General features: G+C 37.6%; 17 protein-coding genes and 2 tRNA genes. 11 read left to right on the top strand and 8 right to left on the bottom strand.

All coding sequences use genetic code 11. The features are described from left to right. Nucleotides 1–210 precede the first annotated feature (210 nt). Together EDD61_RS01880 and fumC are read left to right on the top strand one after the other, a co-directional pair. Nucleotides 211–498 (top strand): hypothetical protein, encoded by a 288-nt coding sequence (locus tag EDD61_RS01880; protein ID WP_132223561.1) that lies wholly within the window; start codon nt 211–213, stop codon nt 496–498. 74 nt (nt 499–572) lie between these two features. Continuing rightward, entirely contained in the window at nt 573–1940 is a 1368-nt protein-coding gene (gene fumC / locus EDD61_RS01885) for a class II fumarate hydratase (RefSeq protein WP_132223564.1), read from the top strand. Between the two features lie 33 nt (nt 1941–1973). Here the strand turns inward: fumC and EDD61_RS01890 are convergent, their stop codons facing one another. Together EDD61_RS01890 and EDD61_RS01895 are read right to left on the bottom strand one after the other, a co-directional pair. After that, a complete protein-coding gene (locus EDD61_RS01890) occupies nt 1974–2735 on the bottom strand; it encodes an amidohydrolase family protein (RefSeq protein ID WP_132223567.1) in 762 nt (253 codons plus the stop codon). 377 nt (nt 2736–3112) lie between these two features. Beyond that, nucleotides 3113–4279, bottom strand: a complete 1167-nt coding sequence (locus tag EDD61_RS01895; protein WP_132223570.1) for an NAD(P)-dependent malic enzyme — start codon at nt 4277–4279, stop codon at nt 3113–3115. A gap of 211 nt (nt 4280–4490) precedes the next feature. On the opposite strand from EDD61_RS01895, the gene EDD61_RS01900 reads away from it, so the two are divergent. Then, nucleotides 4491–5336: a metallophosphoesterase family protein gene (locus EDD61_RS01900; RefSeq protein WP_119983552.1), complete on the top strand. Its 846-nt coding sequence runs from the start codon at nt 4491–4493 to the stop codon at nt 5334–5336. Here the strand turns inward: EDD61_RS01900 and EDD61_RS01905 are convergent. Both EDD61_RS01905 and EDD61_RS01910 read right to left on the bottom strand, forming a co-directional pair. After that, entirely contained in the window at nt 5302–5535 is a 234-nt protein-coding gene (locus tag EDD61_RS01905; RefSeq protein ID WP_008687450.1) for a hypothetical protein, read from the bottom strand. The two genes, EDD61_RS01900 and EDD61_RS01905, sit on opposite strands and share 35 nt — an antisense overlap. A gap of 114 nt (nt 5536–5649) precedes the next feature. Beyond that, nucleotides 5650–6186: a DUF1836 domain-containing protein gene (locus EDD61_RS01910; RefSeq protein ID WP_132223573.1), complete on the bottom strand. Its 537-nt coding sequence runs from the start codon at nt 6184–6186 to the stop codon at nt 5650–5652. A 297-nt stretch (nt 6187–6483) separates the two neighbouring features. On the opposite strand from EDD61_RS01910, the gene EDD61_RS01915 reads away from it, so the two are divergent. Genes EDD61_RS01915 through EDD61_RS01935 form a run of 5 tightly spaced genes read left to right on the top strand, consistent with a single transcriptional unit; the run spans nt 6484 to nt 11314 of the window. Continuing rightward, on the top strand, nt 6484–6930 hold the full coding sequence (locus tag EDD61_RS01915) for a potassium channel family protein (protein ID WP_132223576.1): 447 nt from the start codon (nt 6484–6486) through the stop codon (nt 6928–6930). Continuing rightward, the gene (locus EDD61_RS01920; protein ID WP_132223579.1) at nt 6931–7602 is read left to right on the top strand and encodes a potassium channel family protein; all 672 of its coding nucleotides are present in this window, start codon (nt 6931–6933) and stop codon (nt 7600–7602) included. Next, the gene (locus EDD61_RS01925) at nt 7599–9098 is read left to right on the top strand and encodes a TrkH family potassium uptake protein (protein ID WP_132223582.1); all 1500 of its coding nucleotides are present in this window, start codon (nt 7599–7601) and stop codon (nt 9096–9098) included. Before EDD61_RS01920 ends, EDD61_RS01925 begins: the two co-directional genes overlap by 4 nt. A 26-nt stretch (nt 9099–9124) precedes the next feature. After that, nucleotides 9125–10618, top strand: coding sequence for an ATP-binding protein (locus tag EDD61_RS01930; protein ID WP_132223586.1), 1494 nt, complete (start codon nt 9125–9127; stop codon nt 10616–10618). Between the two features lie 12 nt (nt 10619–10630). Next, nucleotides 10631–11314, top strand: a complete 684-nt coding sequence (locus EDD61_RS01935) for a response regulator (RefSeq protein WP_008979454.1) — start codon at nt 10631–10633, stop codon at nt 11312–11314. Nucleotides 11315–11770: 456 nt separating this feature from the next. Here EDD61_RS01935 and EDD61_RS01940 read toward each other — a convergent pair whose 3' ends face one another. Then, nucleotides 11771–12766: an asparaginase gene (locus EDD61_RS01940; RefSeq protein ID WP_119983557.1), complete on the bottom strand. Its 996-nt coding sequence runs from the start codon at nt 12764–12766 to the stop codon at nt 11771–11773. Nucleotides 12767–13000: 234 nt separating this feature from the next. On the opposite strand from EDD61_RS01940, the gene EDD61_RS01945 reads away from it, so the two are divergent. Then, a tRNA-Glu gene (locus tag EDD61_RS01945) sits at nt 13001–13076 on the top strand. A gap of 3 nt (nt 13077–13079) precedes the next feature. Beyond that, nucleotides 13080–13155: transfer RNA gene (locus EDD61_RS01950), tRNA-Asn, on the top strand. 206 nt (nt 13156–13361) lie between these two features. On the opposite strand, the gene EDD61_RS01955 is transcribed toward EDD61_RS01950, so the two are convergent. The 3 genes from EDD61_RS01955 to EDD61_RS01965 all read right to left on the bottom strand — a co-directional run bounded on the left by EDD61_RS01955 (nt 13362) and on the right by EDD61_RS01965 (nt 17573). Further along, entirely contained in the window at nt 13362–13979 is a 618-nt protein-coding gene (locus tag EDD61_RS01955) for an HAD family hydrolase (RefSeq protein WP_119983558.1), read from the bottom strand. A gap of 504 nt (nt 13980–14483) precedes the next feature. Then, entirely contained in the window at nt 14484–16514 is a 2031-nt protein-coding gene (locus EDD61_RS01960; RefSeq protein ID WP_132223589.1) for a UvrD-helicase domain-containing protein, read from the bottom strand. Between the two features lie 483 nt (nt 16515–16997). Then, nucleotides 16998–17573 (bottom strand): N-acetylmuramoyl-L-alanine amidase family protein, encoded by a 576-nt coding sequence (locus EDD61_RS01965; protein WP_008687437.1) that lies wholly within the window; start codon nt 17571–17573, stop codon nt 16998–17000. 228 nt (nt 17574–17801) lie between these two features. On the opposite strand from EDD61_RS01965, the gene EDD61_RS01970 reads away from it, so the two are divergent. Next, nucleotides 17802–18725, top strand: coding sequence for an aldo/keto reductase (locus EDD61_RS01970; RefSeq protein ID WP_132223592.1), 924 nt, complete (start codon nt 17802–17804; stop codon nt 18723–18725). Nucleotides 18726–18775: the final 50 nt, after the last annotated feature.

The raw sequence follows: 18775 nt of genomic DNA on the forward strand, positions 1-18775 counted from the left end.
ATAATAGCCACGTAACAATCCCCACCCCTAATACAGCACTTAGTTTTTTCATATTATCACGTTCCTTTCTTGCTATCAGTATAAAGAAGGAACGATAAAAAGACCATCGAATATGCTTACAATAGTCTTACAAAATCGTTAGTTGAAAGTAAATCTTGACTTATCTTCCTGTCAATCTTAAAATATACCGTATAAAAGGAGGTTTTATCTATGCAACCAAAAGGAAAAGCCATCGCATCAATGAGTGTGGGTATTGTAGCAACCTCCATCAGTGTCATAGCAATGATCCTTCCCTTTTTTTGGATGGTAGCAGGGATCTTAACAGGGGTCATCGCCGTCATTTGTGGTATTATCGCCATTGTATTAAGCAATCGCTCCTTACATAGCGGCAGAGCCGTTGCCGGTTTAGTTACCGGTATTGTGGGCTGCAGCATCGGCGGCATTGTTGTTATCTTATGCAGCGTGTTAGTTTATTTCTTTTCCTTCTCATTAATGTAGATACCGTATGTGGTATCTTTTCTTTTTATCTGACATCTGTTAAAATGAGAACGCAAAAAGAAAGGAAGATCCTTATGAATACACGAGTAGAACATGACTCCATGGGTGAAATAGAGGTACCTGCTGATCGCTATTGGGGTGCGCAGACCCAGCGCAGTTATCAGAATTTCAAGATCAGCGATGAAAAAATGCCATTTGCCGTAATCTCTGCATTTGCCCATTTAAAAATGGCAGCCGCAAAAGTTAATTTAAAAAATGGCACTTTAAATGAAGAGAAAGCCGAAATGATCTTACGTGTCTGTGATGAGATCCTAACCGGTAAACTGGATGAACACTTTCCTTTATCCGTTTGGCAAACCGGCAGCGGCACCCAGAGCAATATGAATGTGAATGAAGTAATTGCAAATCGTGGGAATCATTTAGCTGGTAAAAAACTACTGCATCCCAATGATGATGTAAATCAATCACAAAGTTCTAATGACACCTTCCCCAGTGCCATGCATATTGCGGCAGTAACCGTATTACAAAAAGAGGTGCTTCCAGAAATCAACGAAATGATCCTTTGTATGAAACAACTAGAAAAAGAGTATCATGATATTATAAAAATAGGACGCACCCATTTGCAGGATGCTACCCCTTTACGTTTCAGTGATGAAATCAGTGGATGGCGTGGAATGCTGGAAAACAATGTGGATATGTTGCAAAAAGCAATTGACTCCTTAGGTAAGCTTGCCATCGGAGGTACAGCGGTAGGTACAGGACTAAACGCTCCTGAACATTTCGATGAAGATGTCAGTGCCCAGCTTTCACAGCAGCTGGCAATGTCGTTTATTGCCGATCCCAATAAATTTCATGCCCTAACGGCAAAAGATGACTTAGTTTTTGCTCATGGTGCTATCAAAGCATTGGCTGCTAATTGTATGAAAATAGCCAACGATATCCGTTGGTTGGCAAGTGGACCGCGCTGTGGCTTGGGTGAAATCCGCATTCCTGAAAATGAGCCGGGCTCCAGCATTATGCCGGGAAAAGTAAATCCTACCCAATGTGAAGCGATGACCATGTGTGCTGTTCAGGTCATGGGCAATGATGCGACGATTGGCTTTGCGGCAAGTCAAGGCAATTTTGAGTTGAATGTTTTTATGCCGGTCATCATCTATAATTTCTTGCAATCTTGTACACTGCTGTGTGATGCTTTACGTTCCTTCCGTATTCATTGTGTAGCAGGTTTACAGCCAAATCAGGAAAAGATGGAAGCGTACCTACAACAATCTTTGATGCTCGTAACTGCCTTAAATCCTTATATCGGCTATGAGAAAGCTGCCAAAACAGCCCGTTATGCTTATGAAAACGATTTGACCTTAAAAGCAGCCTGCCTGCATTTAGGCTATCTTGATGAAGAGCAGTTTGATCGTTACGTAGACGCTAAAAAGATGGTGAAGTAGCTGACTTTGCATCTAGCATGCAATCCTACATTCTTATATTTTATATACCTTACAAGCTGTTTCATACAACAGCTTGTTTTTGGTTTGTTCATCCATAGCAAGAGATAACGCAAATTGTAAATGATCCAATTGATTGCATCCTGCATAATCAGAACCAAACATGATACGATTAGGATGCTTGTATAAAAATTTTTCTATTTCTTTCTTCATGCTTGGCAAGTAGATCCATTGATCAGCTAAGCTAGACATATCAAAGATCATATTTGTTGTATCTTCATAAGCCGCAAAACAATCCGCTACATCCGGATAATGGCAATGACAGCAAACAAAGGTGATGTCAGGATGCTGTTTTACTGCCATTTGTGTACTGGCTAAGCAAGCGTAAGGTGAGGTATGTCCTTCACTGTGATAAAGGATAGGTACTTGATAAGTTCTTGCTAAATCATAAACCGGTAATAATCGTTCATCATACAGATAAAACTGCTCATGTCCGCAAAATAATTTTATGCCAACGACACGTTTCTCCTGTAAATATTTTTCTAAGAGTCTTAGTTGTTTTTCATAGGTAAAGAAAGGACTAATGCCTCCAACAATCGCAATATGTTCATCATGGGCAAACAATTCTACACATTCCTGTAAGGAGCCTATCGTGCTTTCTAAAGAAGAATCGCTGATAACGATACCTTTCGTAATCTGATTGGTTTGCATTTCTTTTAATAGAGTACTTCTTTTATCCGCAAAAGACTTACAATCATAAGGCAAATGCATATGCGCATCTAAGATGTTTCGTTTCATTTTCTATATCACCGATTCCCTTCTTAAAAAACATATTATTTATAAGTATAACACAGTTTTTATCATTGGCCTTTTATCCTTTATCATCATTTGTATGCAGTTTATCTAATTGTCTTTGCGTTATCCTCATATGCAATAGCTATTCTAGAAAAAATGCTAATGTTCGAGGCATGACTGATTTGCGTTATCCTCATATACAATAGCTATTAGCACTTTAGCACTCATTTGAAACTGCAATACCATGATAACGCTGCATTATCAAAAAACCGGTTTGCTTATCACAGTTACATAAACTGTGTCTGGCAAATCGGTTTTCTTATGCATCAGCATCCATATTCTATAAATAGCATTTTATGCTTATTTGTGTCACCTATATTTTATTTACGGGCTACTCCACTTTCGCGAGCTGCCTGCATTACTGCTTCGGCTACAGCATCAGCCACACGTTTATCCAAGGCACTAGGAATGATATACTCCTTATTTAATTCTTCTTCCTGAATCAGGGAGGCTATGCCATAAGCAGCAGCTATCTTCATCTCTTCATTAATATCACTCGCCTGTACAGCTAAAGCTCCTTTAAAGATTCCTGGGAATGCCAATACATTGTTGATCTGATTTGGAAAATCACTGCGACCGGTACCTACCACAGCTGCCCCGGCTGCCAAAGCTTCATCAGGCATGATTTCAGGAATTGGATTCGCCATAGGGAAAACAACAGCACCTGCTTTCATAGAACGTACCATTTCCTGGGAAACAATATGTGGGGCACTTACCCCAATAAAAACATCGGCATCTTTCATAGCATCTGCTAGTGTTCCCTGTCGCTCACACTTGGTGATAGCCAAGATTCTCTGTTGGCCGCTAGTTAATGCACTGTGGATGTTTAAAATACCTGCTTTATCTACCAATAACACTTCACCAAAGTGCATATCTAACAATAGTTTCGCAATGGCACAACCGGCACTACCGGCGCCATTGATAACGATACGTACACTGCCCATGGGCTTGTTTACGACCTTTAACGCATTTAACAGTGCGCTGGCTACAACAATGGCTGTACCATGCTGATCATCATGAAAGACAGGAATATCACACACTTCCTTTAAACGTTTCTCTATTTCAAAACAACGCGGTGCAGCGATATCTTCTAGGTTAATACCGCCAAAGCTACCTGCTAATAAAGCAATTGTATTTACAATTTCCTCAGTATCTTTACTGCGGATACACAATGGTATCGCATTTACTCCGCCAAATTCTTTAAACAAGACACACTTACCTTCCATGACCGGCATACCGGCTTCCGGACCAATATCACCTAAGCCAAGCACAGCAGTTCCATCGGTAATAACTGCTACTGTATTCCCTCTACCGGTTAAGGTATAGCTTTTCTGTGGATCCTTTTGAATTTCCAAACAAGGTGCTGCAACACCGGGCGTATAGGTCAGTGACAAATCATCACGATTTGTTATTTGCATTTTCGGCTGAATATCTAGCTTTCCCTGCCATTGTGCATGCAGGCGTAAAGATTCTTTTGCATAATCCATAAAGTGATCACCTTTCTCTTTCGTTTTCTATTTTAGCATAAAGTATTATCATATATATACAATATTTTTTTGTTTTATAATCTTACCAATTTACCTACAAGTTCACAAATAAATTAATTCCTACTTGTAGCGTTCATTTCACCATCTAATTTTATAAATCATTCATAATCCTCTTGAATACAACCACACTAGGAAAAAAGGAGGATGTCTTATGAAGCAAGCACAAGTTTTGTATCAAAACCGTATACAAAATGAATCTAGTTTACTGACGTTTGATGTTTTGGCAGATTTACATATCACTTTACCATGGCGCAACCTTCATTTAGAAACGGCATTGGAAGATATTTGGCAGCGTGATGTGAAACATGTCGCCATCGTCGGTGATTTTACAAATAACGGTTATGCTTTTCAGTGGAAAAATGTCCTTTCACAGCTACAGGAATTTCCTTTTCAATATGCGATTGCTTTGGGTAATCATGATATTTACAATATACAACACCGCGGTATTCATATTCATCCTTTATATCGTTCTATGATTCTACGCCATCATAAACATGTATATTATGATGAACATTGGAATGGGATTCATATCTATGTTTTAAATCCCCAGCTTGCCACAAAGCAGCATGGCATCTTATTTCAAGATCAATTAACATGGTTAAGGCAAAAACTAAAACAGGATGACCCAACAAAACCCATTTTACTCTTTTGTCATCATCCTCTTTCAGACCTTTACGTAAACAGTGACAGTCAAAAACAAAAAGAAGAGTTAAAAATGATCTTACACAAGTATCCCAACATTTGTTATTTCAGTGGGCATTTGCATAACGATGCAGCATTATGTGAAAAAACATATGCTCATTGTTTTTTCATTGATGTTCCGGCGTTTCAACATGTTGAAACAGGTGCAAAACAAAAAGGCTGCGGTTATGAAGTGCAGCTTTTCCATGACTTCTTATCCATTCGTACCAGAGATTATTTAAACCATGTATGGATGGCATCACAGCATTATATTCTTGCTCTCAACAACCACCGTGTTTATGTGATGGACGAATAGGCTCCTTACTTGCCAATTGTGCAATAAAGATGAGTACGAAGGCAAATAATAAAGAAATAAAACCAAAGATAAATGTTAAAAGAATGAATAGTAATGGCAATAAAAATAAATAACGTTTGCGTTGCTTCGCCCAAAGATACTGTACATAGGCGCATAGAATGACAATTGCTCCTATACATATCAGGAATAGATAGCTCATCGTAATTCCCCCTTCTTGCTAGTACAGTATATGAAGAATTCACAATGGAAAACACAAAAAAAGTGTTTCCCCATCATCTCTCTTATACAGAAAGATTGCTCTGGTTATCACACTTTATTTATCATCGACAGGATGTTCATTCACTTTTAGTAAACGTTCCTGCAGCGTTTCTCTGACATAAGCCGTATACGCTATGGATTGTATCGTATTGCGAATCAAATCTACGATAGCACTTCCTTCATCATCACTTGGAATATGCCGCACCTTTTTATGCGAAAAAATACAGGTCAGACAGCATTCTAATTCAGCACAAAAATAATCGTATGCTTGATCCTGTGGATATTTTTCAACCTGTACACTGATCAGATTACTGATTTCCTCCATGGAATACACTGTCTTTAAGATACACACAACAAATAAATAAGCTACATGGCGTTTCATATAACGCTTTTTTATTGGTGCATTGACAATGCCATGTTTGACATAGTTATTGATCATCGTACTTGTAATGGGTTTCCCTTGATGTGGCTGGGTAAACAGCTGCAAGGAGGAGTTTAAAAGGGTTACAACTTGATCCATATATAAATCCATATCCGGCAGCTCTTGCCATCGCGGACAATGAAAACCTAAAAATCCCTGTTCATCTTTCATCTTATCACCATCTCTATATTAACATTGTCAAAATAAATTGTCAATTGATATAAATAGCTAAAACATCTGTACTTTAAAACTAAATGAAGCCTTTATGAAAGATGCATCATCCCATATATAATAAACACTTACATCCTGAATTTCAACAGCTGTTTCTTTCCTATAAAAGCTGCTTTTTCCTTTGCCCTTCTCGCTTTATAGCATCTTTATGTTTTCTTAACATCCTTTTTAAGAACTTCATGCCATCTTTATATCCCATCTGCTAAGATGATGGCAAAGAAAGTGAAGGTATTGTATATGAAATTTATAAAACACCATGGATACACGTCCATTCTGATTGCCGGCTGTGGCCGTTTAGGCTCTTGTATGGCTTCCAGTTTAAGTCAAGAAGGCTTTGATGTAACCGTGATTGATAAAGATGAAAAAGCATTTCGCCGTTTAAGAGAAACGTTTAGCGGCTTTCAGGTTATCGGCGATGCGAGTGATCTTGACATGCTGCGAAGCTGTGGCATAGCTAATGCAGATATCGTCGTTGTTGCTACTGATAGTGATAATGTCAACTGTATGATTGCTCAAATTGCCAACATGATCTTCCATATCCAACAAGTATATATTCGCTTAAATGATCCGGATAAGGAAGAATTGTTAAAGGATACAAATATTCAGGCAATTTATCCGGCAAAATTAAGTATGCAGGAATTTATCAGAATCAGTCATATTCAATTAAAGGAGATGTATGCATAAATGAAAATCGTAGTAGCCGGAGGTCGCAATAAAGCAGACTTCCTGATTGGTTCACTTTTAGAAAAGCAAAATGAAGTCATCGTCATCAATGATGAAGAAAGCTATTGTGCTTATTTATCTGAGAAATATAACATTCCCATCATCACCGGTAATCCTTGTAAACGTTATATCTTAGAGGAAGCAGATATTGAGGATGCTGATATTTTAATTGCGCTTCGTCCCAGTGATGCAGACAATTTGACCATCTGTCAATATGCCAAAAAAAGTTTCCATGTGAAAAAAGTTGTGGCAACCATTGCCAATCCGAAAAATGTAAAGGTATTTCGATCACTTGGTGTCAATACCACGATATCTGCTACCTATACGATATCGAAAATCATCGAACAAGCGAGTACGATTGAAAATCTTGTGAATTCGCTTACGCTAGCACATGAAAATATCGTCATGAGTGAATTGTTGCTAACAAAAGACTGTAAGGTTATTCATCATAAGATCAAAGATCTACACAATATGCCAGCCAATGCCATCATCTGCTGCATCTTACGTAAACTACAGATGATCGTGCCCAATGGAGATACCGAATTATTAGAACAGGATAAGCTGCTTATCCTAAGTGATTCCCAAACGCAAGACAGCGTATTATCCATCTTTTCTCAAGGAGTTTCTTTATGAATATTACTACGATACAACCACAGCCTATCCAAGGCTATCGTTTAATTCTAGGTTATTTAGGTATGCTATGCATGTTGATTGGTGGCATTACCCTGTTACCGTTGCTTACGTTATTCTTTTATCCGCAAGATGGAAAAGAAGCAATCTATTTTCTGTTACCGGGTATGATCGCTATCTTGGTCGGTTTTCTTTTCTATCAACTGATTCGTGGCAAGGAAAAAGGCAGATTAGCCCGCAATCAGGATGCTGTCATTGTTGTTTCTTGTTGGCTGCTTGCCATTGTAATTACCGCATTCCCTTTCATGTTAAGCGGTCATTATGATTTTACCAGAGCGGTCTTTGAAACGACCAGCGGCTGGAGCACTACCGGGTTAAGCGTTGTCGATGTAACGCATACCTCACATTTATTTCTCATGCATCGCAGTACCATCCTTTTCTTTGGTGGTGTAGGGTTGGTAGTAATCATGCTTTCAGTATTAAGTGATACATATGGTATGCGTCTTTATAATGCGGAAGGTCATAGTGATCGTCTATTGCCGAATGTCATAAAAAGTGCTCGCATCATTCTCATCATCTATTTTTGTTATATCAGTGCCGGTGTGGTATTATACGTTATCTGCGGCATGCCAATCTTTGATGCCATCATCCATTCCATTGGTGCTTTATCTACCGGTGGTTTCTCGAATCAAGCCGATAGTATTGCACATTATCACAGCATTTCGATTGAGATTATTACGATGGTCTTAATGATTTTAGGAAACATTAATTTTCTTGCCCATTTATTTCTATTACGAGGAAAATTTCGTAATTTCTTTTATTACTGTGAGATTCGCTTTCAATTTATTCTCATTGCCTTTGCTATTCCAATTATTGCTTTCCTTTTGGTTAATAACTTACAATATCGATTTGGAGATAGCTTCCGTTTGGCAGCCTTTCAAGTCATCTCTGCTTTGACAACAACCGGCTTTCAAACCATGTCTTCCTTTCAGGGATTGCCTGCCTCTTTCATGCTTATTATGATCATCTTACAGCTGATTGGTGGAGGTATCGGTTCTACGGCGGGAGGTATCAAGCAATATCGTGTTTATGTCATGGTAAAACATGTCATATGGCATCTTCGCTCGCTGTTTCATTCCCAAAAAATGCTTTACACCCATAAGATTTATAAGGTTGAACGTAAAGAAAAAATTGAATCCGCAGAAATCTTATCCTGTTCTACCTATATCTTTATGTATCTGGTTATTTTTCTCTTAGGAAGTTTGCTGTTGAGCCTTTTTGGCTTTTCTTTACAAGACGCCATGTTTGAATTTTCCAGTGCCCTTAGTACGGTCGGCTTATCCACCGGCATCATGAATTATCATGCTGCTGATGCCATCTTATGGATTGGAACCTTTGGGATGTTTGTGGGAAGATTAGAGATTTATGTTGTCATCATGGCCCTTTTACGACTGCGTAAAGATGGACATCACTATCTGCATACACTGAAAAAAGCTTAGAAATCTGTTATAATGAGGTCATGAAAATGAAAAATAAAAATATCACAACGCTTTTGCGTCATTTCTTTATCACCACAGCAATCATTTTTATATGCACACTTGTTTCTTTATTCTTTGTCGAACTGCATATCCGTACTGAAAATATCATCATGATTTATTTGCTGGGTGTCCTTTTTATCGTCATCGAAACAAAGCAGCTGGTATGGGGCATCGCTTCTAGCTTCATCAGCATCATCACCTTTAATTATTGCTTTACCCAGCCGTTATATTCCCTGCATATCCATGATCCGAATTATATTATCACCATCATCATCTTCCTCATTGTTTCCATCATCACGAATATTTTAATGGGAAAATTGCAAAAGCATGCGGCGATTGCTCACTATAATGAGCAACAGACATTGGCTTTTTATGAAATATCCAAATCCTTTTTAAATCTTTCCGGAATCCAAACAATTTTCATGCATACTATACATGCTCTTTATGAATATCAAAATATCATAAGTGTCTTATACTATTATGATGAAAAAAGTAAACAGCTGCAACGTTATCAGGATGATGCTATGCCTCTGGCATTACATGTTGTTGATGAGCTTGCCACATGGTGCTATAAACATCAAAAAGCTTGCGGACATGCTACTGCCATAAATGGCAGTGAACAATGGAGCTATCATCCACTATGCCATGGTGAAGAAATACTTGGTGTATATGCGATTTCTCATACCCCAGAGCTTACTAAAGAAAATGAATTATTCATTCATACGCTAATTGCACAAATGGTTATGGCTTTAGAACGTGAACAATTATATGCACAGCAGGAACAAAGCCGCATTGCTATTGAAAAAGAGAAACTACGCAATAATTTACTACGTTCATTATCACACGATTTGCGTACACCGTTAACGAATATCGCTGGTTCGAGTGCCGTATTGTTAGAAAATGATGATGTTTTTGACTCTGAAATGAAAAAAAAGCTGATGAAAAGCATCAGTAGCGATGCTCAGTGGCTAACTCAATTAGTAGAAAACCTGTTAAATATGACGCGTATCCAAGATGGTCGTTTGTTATTGAGCAAGCGTTGTGAAGTTGTAGATGATATTATTTGCGAAGCTTTACAACGCTGTGAATCACGTAAAGGAAGTCATACCATTTCTGCTCATCTTCCTGAAACAATACAATTAGTAAATATGGACGGACAGCTCATTATACAAGTGCTGGTTAATTTTATTGATAATGCGATCAAACATACTCAACCAACTTCCCATATTGATATTTCATTTACACAAAAGAAAGGAAAAGCCTGTTTTGAAGTGAGTGATGATGGCAATGGCATCCCTGATAACATGATCGATACACTTTTTGACAGTTTTGTAACTACGAAAAGTGAACGTTCAGACGCAAAACGCGGTGTTGGTCTAGGCTTATCCATTTCCAAAGCGATTATCGAAGCACATGGAGGAACCATTTACGCTCATAATAGAGCAGATGGACATGGTGCAATATTTGGTTTTTACTTGTAAGGAGGATTTTCCATGAAGGAAAAAATATTATTGATAGAAGATGATAAAAGTATTCAACGATTTTTACGTATCTCATTAGAAACAAAGGATTATAAAGTTATCAGCGCTGAAACAGGTATTGAAGGCATTTCCTTATATATGACAGATAACCCTGATTTGATCTTATTGGACCTAGGACTTCCTGATATTGATGGAATGGAGGTACTTTCTCAGATACGCGCACAGAGTGAGGTTGCTATTTTAGTCGTATCTGCGCGTGGACAGGAACAGGAAAAAGTGGAAGCTTTGGATCATGGAGCGGATGATTATATCACAAAACCATTTCATATAAATGAGTTATTAGCACGTGTGCGAGTAGCTTTACGCAAGAAAACAAGTGATGTTATCAAAACAAAAGTATTTACGATGGATACATTGAAAATTGATTTTGAGAAATATAAAGTATATGTTGAGGATAAAGAAATTCATATGACGCCTATTGAATATAAATTACTCGTATTATTAGTTGAAAATGCCGGTAAAGTTTTAACACATAGCTTTATTATTCGTAAGATTTGGGGATATAGCACAACTGAGGATTCCCAATCCTTGCGAGTCTTTATGGCAAATATTCGTAGGAAAATCGAAAAGGACAGTGCCCATCCTCGCTACATCATCACGGAAGTCGGTGTAGGATATCGTTTTGTTGAATCATAAGCAGAAGGGGAATATTCAAAAAACTCTTTATCTGCAGCATATTCCTCTTATTTCATGTGCGATGGTTTGGTATCGATGACAGATTTCATTATACTATATATGATAGAAATCAAAGATGCGGCTACGCACACACCTATTACACTACCGATAATTTCTAGCATCATGATCGCCTTCCTTTTTACACCTTTATCTTAACGAAAAAGTCATCAATGTGCTGTTAGGATTTGCGAAAGCGTATTAAGGTGAGGTTAAGAAACGATACATCTGAAGTATGATGTATCCTATTAGGCATTTTCATCCTTATATGAAACAAGTACAGCATAAAAAAAGCGATAAATAATACGCTTTTTCCATCTTAGATGATTAAAAAGCCTTTAGCATGATTATCCTTCATTCAACTATGCTTTTTACAGTATCATTAAAATAAGAAAATTACCATATTATATCGCTTTTTGATTATAACGTGATTTCGTTTACCAAATTGGTTTCAAATAAGGCTTTCACCACTTTTGGATCTTGACTCTTTCCCAATGCCCACATTAATTTTGTGAGCGCTGCTTCACTTGTCATATCTAAGCCTTGTATCACACCTTTTTGTAATACTTTCTGTCCCGTTTGATAGATGGAGAAATCGCTATTTTCATAAAGGCATTGACTGCATGCAACTACGCTGATGCCTTTTTCTACCATCATTTCTAGTTTTTGGATCAGATCGCGGCGTTTAAAATGCATCCCACCTGCACCAAAAGCCTCAATGACCACGCCTTTATAATTCATCTGTAACAACATATCGAAGATATCAGGATTGATTCCTGGAGTTAGTTTCAACAAAAATACTTGCTCACATAATGTTTCATTGAGTCTAAATTTACCACGAGGATGTATCAATAATGGTTGTTGTAGCGTCATACCTCTAGCGCTAACCAAACCAACTGGCGGAACATTTACACTTTCAAATGCATTTAGATGCATTGTTCTTACTTTAACCGCTCTGGTGCCAAGAATCAGCTGACGATTAAAACAAACATATACCCCTGTTAAAGCATCCTGCATAGCTGCATGAAACGCACAGCGAATATTGTCAACACCATCACTGAGGGGATGTTGTAAGGGCAATTGTGAACCTGTCACAATGACCGGGATGGGTAGATTTTCCAACATAAAGGATAAAGCGCTTGCCGTATATGCCATGGTATCTGTACCATGCGTCAATACAATACCATCATATTCTGGTACAACTTCGTAAATACGTTTTGCTATTAACAACCATTCTTCCGGTTGCATATTACTGGAATCTAGGCGCAATAAATCTTCACAGTAAATTTTTGCGTATTGCTGATGATGCCCTAAATATCCAATTAACTCTTCACTTGTTAAAGCAGGTACTAAACCTTCTTCACTTTCACTAGAGGCAATGGTTCCTCCTGTTGTTAAAAATAATATTTTTTTCATATTGTTTTATCACCTTTTCATCTTTTTAATTATACCTAAAACAAGGGGAAACTTCTATTCCTTTTCATTCGATATTCGTATTTTATGAATGTCGGTTATCGGCACTTTGAGGCATGGCCGTTTCTGCTTGATTTAATAAAAAGAATTTTTCAAAAAAGTTGAAAAAAGTATTGCGTTATCATATTCTATATGATATTATAATATGGCACTTGCGAAGTGCGATAAATAGATTGTGGCGCGTTGGAGAAACGGTTAACTCACATGCCTTTCACGCATGCACTCACGGGTTCGAATCCCGTACGCGTCACCATGTGCCTTAATAGCTCAGTTGGTAGAGCATCCGGCTGTTAACCGGCAGGTCACAGGTTCAAGTCCTGTTTAAGGCGCCATATAACAAAGCAAGCCTTCTATAGAAGGCTTTTTTTGTGCATACAATTTGTACATACCAATGAATGAATCTGTGACCTTCCTTTGTAAGAGGATGCTCGTATAAGACGCATCAGCACTTCGCAAAGTACTCATAAGTGATCAAGAGATACGATCAAGGTAGCCTTCTTTATTTGTAACTCACGTATCTCACAAAGTAATCGATAAGTTAAAATAACAATAAAATATCTTTAGGATTGGTAAAGATGTAATCCGCCTCACTGGTTATATTCGACTGTTTCCAATTAGCGAAACCACTACGCATACCGGCAGCCTTTGCACAGCGTATATCGGTTAACATATCGCCAATATAAAGACAATTAGCTTTATCGGCACCACTTACTTCTAAATATTTATAAAGTGGTTCTGGATCAGGCTTATGTTTTGCGGTATCATCCGCACATAGTATGATTGAGAATCGTTTATCGAACTGGAAAGGAGTAAAATATCGATCATATTCTTCCTTACTGCGAGAAGTGACAATGCCTAACGTGCATCCTTTTTGTGTCAGTTCCCAAAGCATATCTTCCATACCATCAAAGTACTTCATTTCTTTTGCAAATCGTTCATATTGCTTGATCCAATGTTGTTCAAAATCATCCTTTACATCCACTTGCAATTTCGCTAAAGCAGCTTTGCTGGTAATGCCTAAAACCACACGTAACGCTTCTAATGTAAAATATCTATTCACCTGTGCTTGTAACGTCTGCTGCCACGTTTTTAGCACAGCCTCTTCGCTATCAATTAACGTACCATCTAAATCAAAAATTACATGTTGCTCCTTCATCCCTTTTCCTCCTCATATATGTTAAGTATAACACGGTTTTTCTTCTTTATGATCATTGCAAATTTTTTCTTCACCTTTAAAAGTTTTCGTCATCTTCATCATCTTATAATTATATAACACCAAAGGCTTAACTTCATCTGTAAATACCACATGCTTTTCATTTGATTCTAACATAGTTAGCTTTAGCAAGTTTTTCTATTTGCTCTTGGTTGTTCCCTTCTTTTATCATCCCTTTCTTTTAATATAAGAAAACCCTATAAGCTTAGCACGTTTTTTTATCGTGTCTATCTTATAGGGTATCACTTAATGATGAGTTCCCTGTAAATTCCTAATAGCCTTACCTTTTCAATCGCCATAGGATCACTTCCTGCTTCTTACCTATTTATAAGACTTTTGCCTAAACCAATTAGGATATCCATCCTCCTAATCACTTAGCTGTGTCCCACCTTCATAAGCAAAACTTAATTTTCAGAGAACACACACACCTTCTTCATCTCTATAAAATTAGCATAGCTCTATCAATTTATTCGCAATGCATAACTTCATATTCATCTGCTTAAGACCATCCGTAAATTTCACATGCATCATGCCATCCGCAATTTTCATGATTTTTCCTTCACCAAGCTGCACATGACGAATCATCATCCCTCGTTTAAGAGAAGTCGGTCGCAGTTTTTTAGCAGTAGGTGTTGCAACTGTCGCTGTTTCATTCCTTTTTTCTTCTTCCATCTTTTCATGTAGTTCATACAGATAAGGAGATATTTCCAAACGATGTGTCGTACAACGCTTGCTGGCCAAAAACTCCAGTTCATGCTTCGCTCTTGTCATCCCATGATAAAACAACATTCGCTCTTTCTGACTATCTTCTTTTTGAGGAAGAATCCCACGAATACAATCTAAAATGCATACACGATCGTATTCATAACCTTTTGCATCCGCTAAAGAGCAAATCGTAATACGACTGATAGGATCTGCCTGATAATCTTTTAATGCACCTAAATGATATAGGAATTCATCCGGATCTTCATATCGCTGTGCCAGTATCTCAAAAGCTAAAATAACAGGAGCATTCATTGCGATTCCTTCTTTGCGTAAGGTTTCGTTATATCCCATTTTCTCTTTAATAAAGATGACCATATCCAAAGTAGATTTATTTTCAGCCATGCGAATCCGTTCCATTAAAGAAGCTAATTTCTTCTTACCTGCTTGTTTATAGCTGCTTTCCATAAGTGCCTGATATACATCTACCGCTTCATCTGCTTTTAAACGTTCACTGACTTCTAATAAAACACGTTTCGAGATATCCAATCCCATGGCTTCATATACCTCATAAAAAGCTCGCATATCTCTAGGATCTATTAAAAGTTCAATAAAGTTCCACATATCTCTAACAAACTTATCTTGTAAGAAATGCTTCATATTGCCCTGATAACTGAATGAAATACCTTTTTCTTTAAATAATTCAATCAAAGGTACTGCCATTGCAAAATCGTGGTATAAGAAAGCCGTTTCCTCTTCGTCTTCTACCTTTTTCAAGGCATAGGCATATAATTTAGATAAATCCGCAAAACCTTTGAACTTTAATTCACATGTTTCCTGTGAGATACTTTGCAGACCTTCTTTATCTTTATAATAAAAACGATTGCAGGCATCTGTAATTGTCGCATTATTACGATAATTACCATTTCTGGTTAAGATTTCCCCATTGGTATAGGTCTGTGTAAAGGCATCTAAAGCCTGTGGATAAGCAGCTCTATGCTGGGCAATGGAAACATCCATATCGGCACATAAGAATAACTCATGTGTTGAAGATGAAACCATCTTTAGTAACATATGCGCAAGAAAACTCAGTTCCTGAGCATCGTCCACGTGAACAAAGTGACAATGCTTTTTCACATCTTCTAATAGCACCGTATCTTTTACTAAAATCTCCGTAGCAACGGCTAAAATATCATCATAATCATAAATATCTTTTTTATCCTTGAACTTTGCATATTCTTTGTATAACGCAAGAAAATCAAGGTTCTTCCTATCCGCTATCATGATTTCTGCTATCTGTTTTTCCGGCATCATCAAATTGCGACATTCACTGATCTTCCCCATTACTTCGCTGCATTGTTCCTTTGTTAAGGTAATGGCAAACATATCCTTACATAAACGACGTATCACACTGCTCATATCACGATAAGCCTTAGGTAACAATCTTCCTGTTGCTTCGCAATGACGACGAATCAGCGCATAAGCAAAACTATAGATATCCACAAAAGATGGTATTTCACCATCATCCCCAAAATAAAAGCGATACTGTTTCGTCATCTCTTTTGCCATACGTTTATCATAAACAATATTCAGCATTTCTTCCTTTTGCGCCATCTCACTCTTCAATAGGTAAGCAATACGGCTCAAGAAAAGGAATGTTTTACCACTCCCTGATTTACCTTTCACAAGCATTGGATGTTGCTGCAACGTCAATAAAGCTACTTGTTGTTCATCCAGTTTTAGATCATATTCTTCTAAAAATTCTACTTCTGTCATACACTCACCTTTTCAAATTCTTACAGTAAAACATTATAACGTATAATCCCTTAAATATCTAACATTTTCCATCTATTTTTCTGCTTTTTTACTACTTTCCAAGTGTAACCTCTTACAGTCTTTTCGTTATATCTTCATCTGCATCTTTCCCTGTTTTTTTTCTTCTATACATCTAAATTTACCCTTTAGACGATACCCACCTTGCTGATTAACCAAACATTTCTACACTTTTTTCTTACCTATGCAGATGGCTCTATGTTATAGTTGCATATCAAGACTCATGACATAATATAAACGATGTTTTTGGAAACGATCCTCATGACAAAGCACTCGGTGTTTTAGAATAGCTGAATTTAACACATGGGGTTCCTAATGGGATGATGGTAAGTTAAAATTCTTCCTTACAAATCATACTAGGCTTCATTTCGCAAGTTACTTTTATATTTATCCTTTAGGTAGCTTTAAATAAGGATGTGGATGATTCTATAATTCATATGGTAAATTAAAGTAATTCAACAAACCGATATACATGGCAAAGGCAAAACGGAACTGTTCATTTTTAAGTTTCACCGCATCCTGAGGATTGCTAAGGTATGCCAGTTCTACCAAGATCGCTGGCATGGCTGTTCTACGCAATACATATAATGAAGGATTTGCTCTTACCAGATTATCCTTTGTGCCAACAAATGCAACAATGGAATCCAATTCTTCATGAGCCAATTCAGCTGCTGTAGATTCTAATGAATATACATATACCTCTGTTCCATTGATAGCTGGATTGGGATTAGAATTCACATGGATACTGATAAAATAATCTGCCGGCCAATCATTGGCCATATCGACACGCGCACGTAAGGAGGAACTCTGATCGGTTCCTACCACTGTATCTAAGGTACGTCTAGATACACGAACATCAAAATTGGAATCGGCAAATAACAAAGCAGCCAGATAAATCCCGACCCAATAGGTTACCTCAGCTTCCACAACTCCATTTCCACTTGCTCCTGCATTGACGTTCCCTATGTTATGTCCTTGATCAATAAAAATTTTAATCGCCATAATTTTCCCTCTTTTCTTTCTTATCGTATGTAAAGTGAGTGAAATGGTCTGGTATAGTTGCCTAGACTGCATGTAAGAATGCAGAAAAATACATGTTCTTTTTTCATCAGACTGTTATAATGAAAGCACGAGGTAAATAAGGATATAAACACATCGAAGTGTTGATTCTTTACCGGAAAGGAGAATACATGCCACTGTTTAAGAACAGCAGCATGTAAGAAAAAAAGAATGAAAGAAGTAACGATTCGCGGACAGCGGGTTCCTTCCCTTATGCAAGGTTGTATGCGCATATCCAATCTAAGTGAAACACAGGTGGATGCTTTACTACATTTTGATCTTGAACATGGGATAAACTTTTTTGACCATGCTGACATCTATGGTGGAGAAGGTGTTTGTGAAACTATTTTTGGGAATGTGCTGAAAAAACAGCCTGCCTTGCGTGATAAGATGTTTATCCAAAGCAAATGTGGTATTCACCGCAGTGAAACCAATCACTATGATTTTTCTAAGGACTATATCATCGAATGTGTGAATAAGAGCTTAGAGCGTCTACAGTGTGGATATTTAGATTATTTGTTATTGCATCGTCCTGATGCGTTAATGGAACCTAAAGAAGTTGCTGATGCCTTTGATGCGTTATACAGCAGCGGGAAAGTACGTCATTTCGGCGTTAGCAATCATAATCCTTATCAAATTGAACTATTAAAAACGGCGCTGCAACAGCCACTTGAAATTAATCAGATGCAGATGAGCCTTCTGCATACCCCGATGATCGACGCTGGTTTGAATGTAAATACATTTGACTCTCATGGTATTGAACGAGGCGCTATGACCTTGGATTACTGTCGTTTGCATGCGATTACCATGCAATGTTGGTCACCTTTCTTATATGGGATGTTTGAAGGCAATTATCTTGATAATCCAAAATTTCCAGAAGTGAATCAGCGGTTACAGGAATTAGTAGATCATTATCATACAACAAAGGCAGGTATTGCAATTGCCTGGTTACTACGTCATCCTGCGAATATGCAGGTGGTACTTGGTTCATGCAATACCTCACATATCAAAGATATCATCGATGCAAGTGATATCGTATTGACGCGTGAAGAATGGTATTCCCTTTATGTAGCTGCACAAAATCCTTTGCCATAGGCTTTAGATTTTAAAGCTGAATGGTTGAGAAAATTTATCAAAGAATTAGC

The organism is Longicatena caecimuris, assembly GCF_004341945.1.
Classification (GTDB): domain Bacteria; phylum Bacillota_I; class Bacilli_A; order Erysipelotrichales; family Erysipelotrichaceae; genus Longicatena; species Longicatena caecimuris.

Bases quoted from the DNA above. Each gene is read 5' to 3' on its own strand.
- EDD61_RS01880 (WP_132223561.1), top strand. From the start codon at position 211: ATGCAACCAAAAGGAAAAGCCATCGCATCAATGAGTGTGGGTATTGTA.
- fumC (WP_132223564.1), top strand. From the start codon at position 573: ATGAATACACGAGTAGAACATGACTCCATGGGTGAAATAGAGGTACCT.
- EDD61_RS01890 (WP_132223567.1), bottom strand. From the start codon at position 2,735: ATGAAACGAAACATCTTAGATGCGCATATGCATTTGCCTTATGATTGT.
- EDD61_RS01895 (WP_132223570.1), bottom strand. From the start codon at position 4,279: ATGGATTATGCAAAAGAATCTTTACGCCTGCATGCACAATGGCAGGGA.
- EDD61_RS01900 (WP_119983552.1), top strand. From the start codon at position 4,491: ATGAAGCAAGCACAAGTTTTGTATCAAAACCGTATACAAAATGAATCT.
- EDD61_RS01905 (WP_008687450.1), bottom strand. From the start codon at position 5,535: ATGAGCTATCTATTCCTGATATGTATAGGAGCAATTGTCATTCTATGC.
- EDD61_RS01910 (WP_132223573.1), bottom strand. From the start codon at position 6,186: ATGAAAGATGAACAGGGATTTTTAGGTTTTCATTGTCCGCGATGGCAA.
- EDD61_RS01915 (WP_132223576.1), top strand. From the start codon at position 6,484: ATGAAATTTATAAAACACCATGGATACACGTCCATTCTGATTGCCGGC.
- EDD61_RS01920 (WP_132223579.1), top strand. From the start codon at position 6,931: ATGAAAATCGTAGTAGCCGGAGGTCGCAATAAAGCAGACTTCCTGATT.
- EDD61_RS01925 (WP_132223582.1), top strand. From the start codon at position 7,599: ATGAATATTACTACGATACAACCACAGCCTATCCAAGGCTATCGTTTA.
- EDD61_RS01930 (WP_132223586.1), top strand. From the start codon at position 9,125: ATGAAAAATAAAAATATCACAACGCTTTTGCGTCATTTCTTTATCACC.
- EDD61_RS01935 (WP_008979454.1), top strand. From the start codon at position 10,631: ATGAAGGAAAAAATATTATTGATAGAAGATGATAAAAGTATTCAACGA.
- EDD61_RS01940 (WP_119983557.1), bottom strand. From the start codon at position 12,766: ATGAAAAAAATATTATTTTTAACAACAGGAGGAACCATTGCCTCTAGT.
- EDD61_RS01955 (WP_119983558.1), bottom strand. From the start codon at position 13,979: ATGAAGGAGCAACATGTAATTTTTGATTTAGATGGTACGTTAATTGAT.
- EDD61_RS01960 (WP_132223589.1), bottom strand. From the start codon at position 16,514: ATGACAGAAGTAGAATTTTTAGAAGAATATGATCTAAAACTGGATGAA.
- EDD61_RS01965 (WP_008687437.1), bottom strand. From the start codon at position 17,573: ATGGCGATTAAAATTTTTATTGATCAAGGACATAACATAGGGAACGTC.
- EDD61_RS01970 (WP_132223592.1), top strand. From the start codon at position 17,802: ATGAAAGAAGTAACGATTCGCGGACAGCGGGTTCCTTCCCTTATGCAA.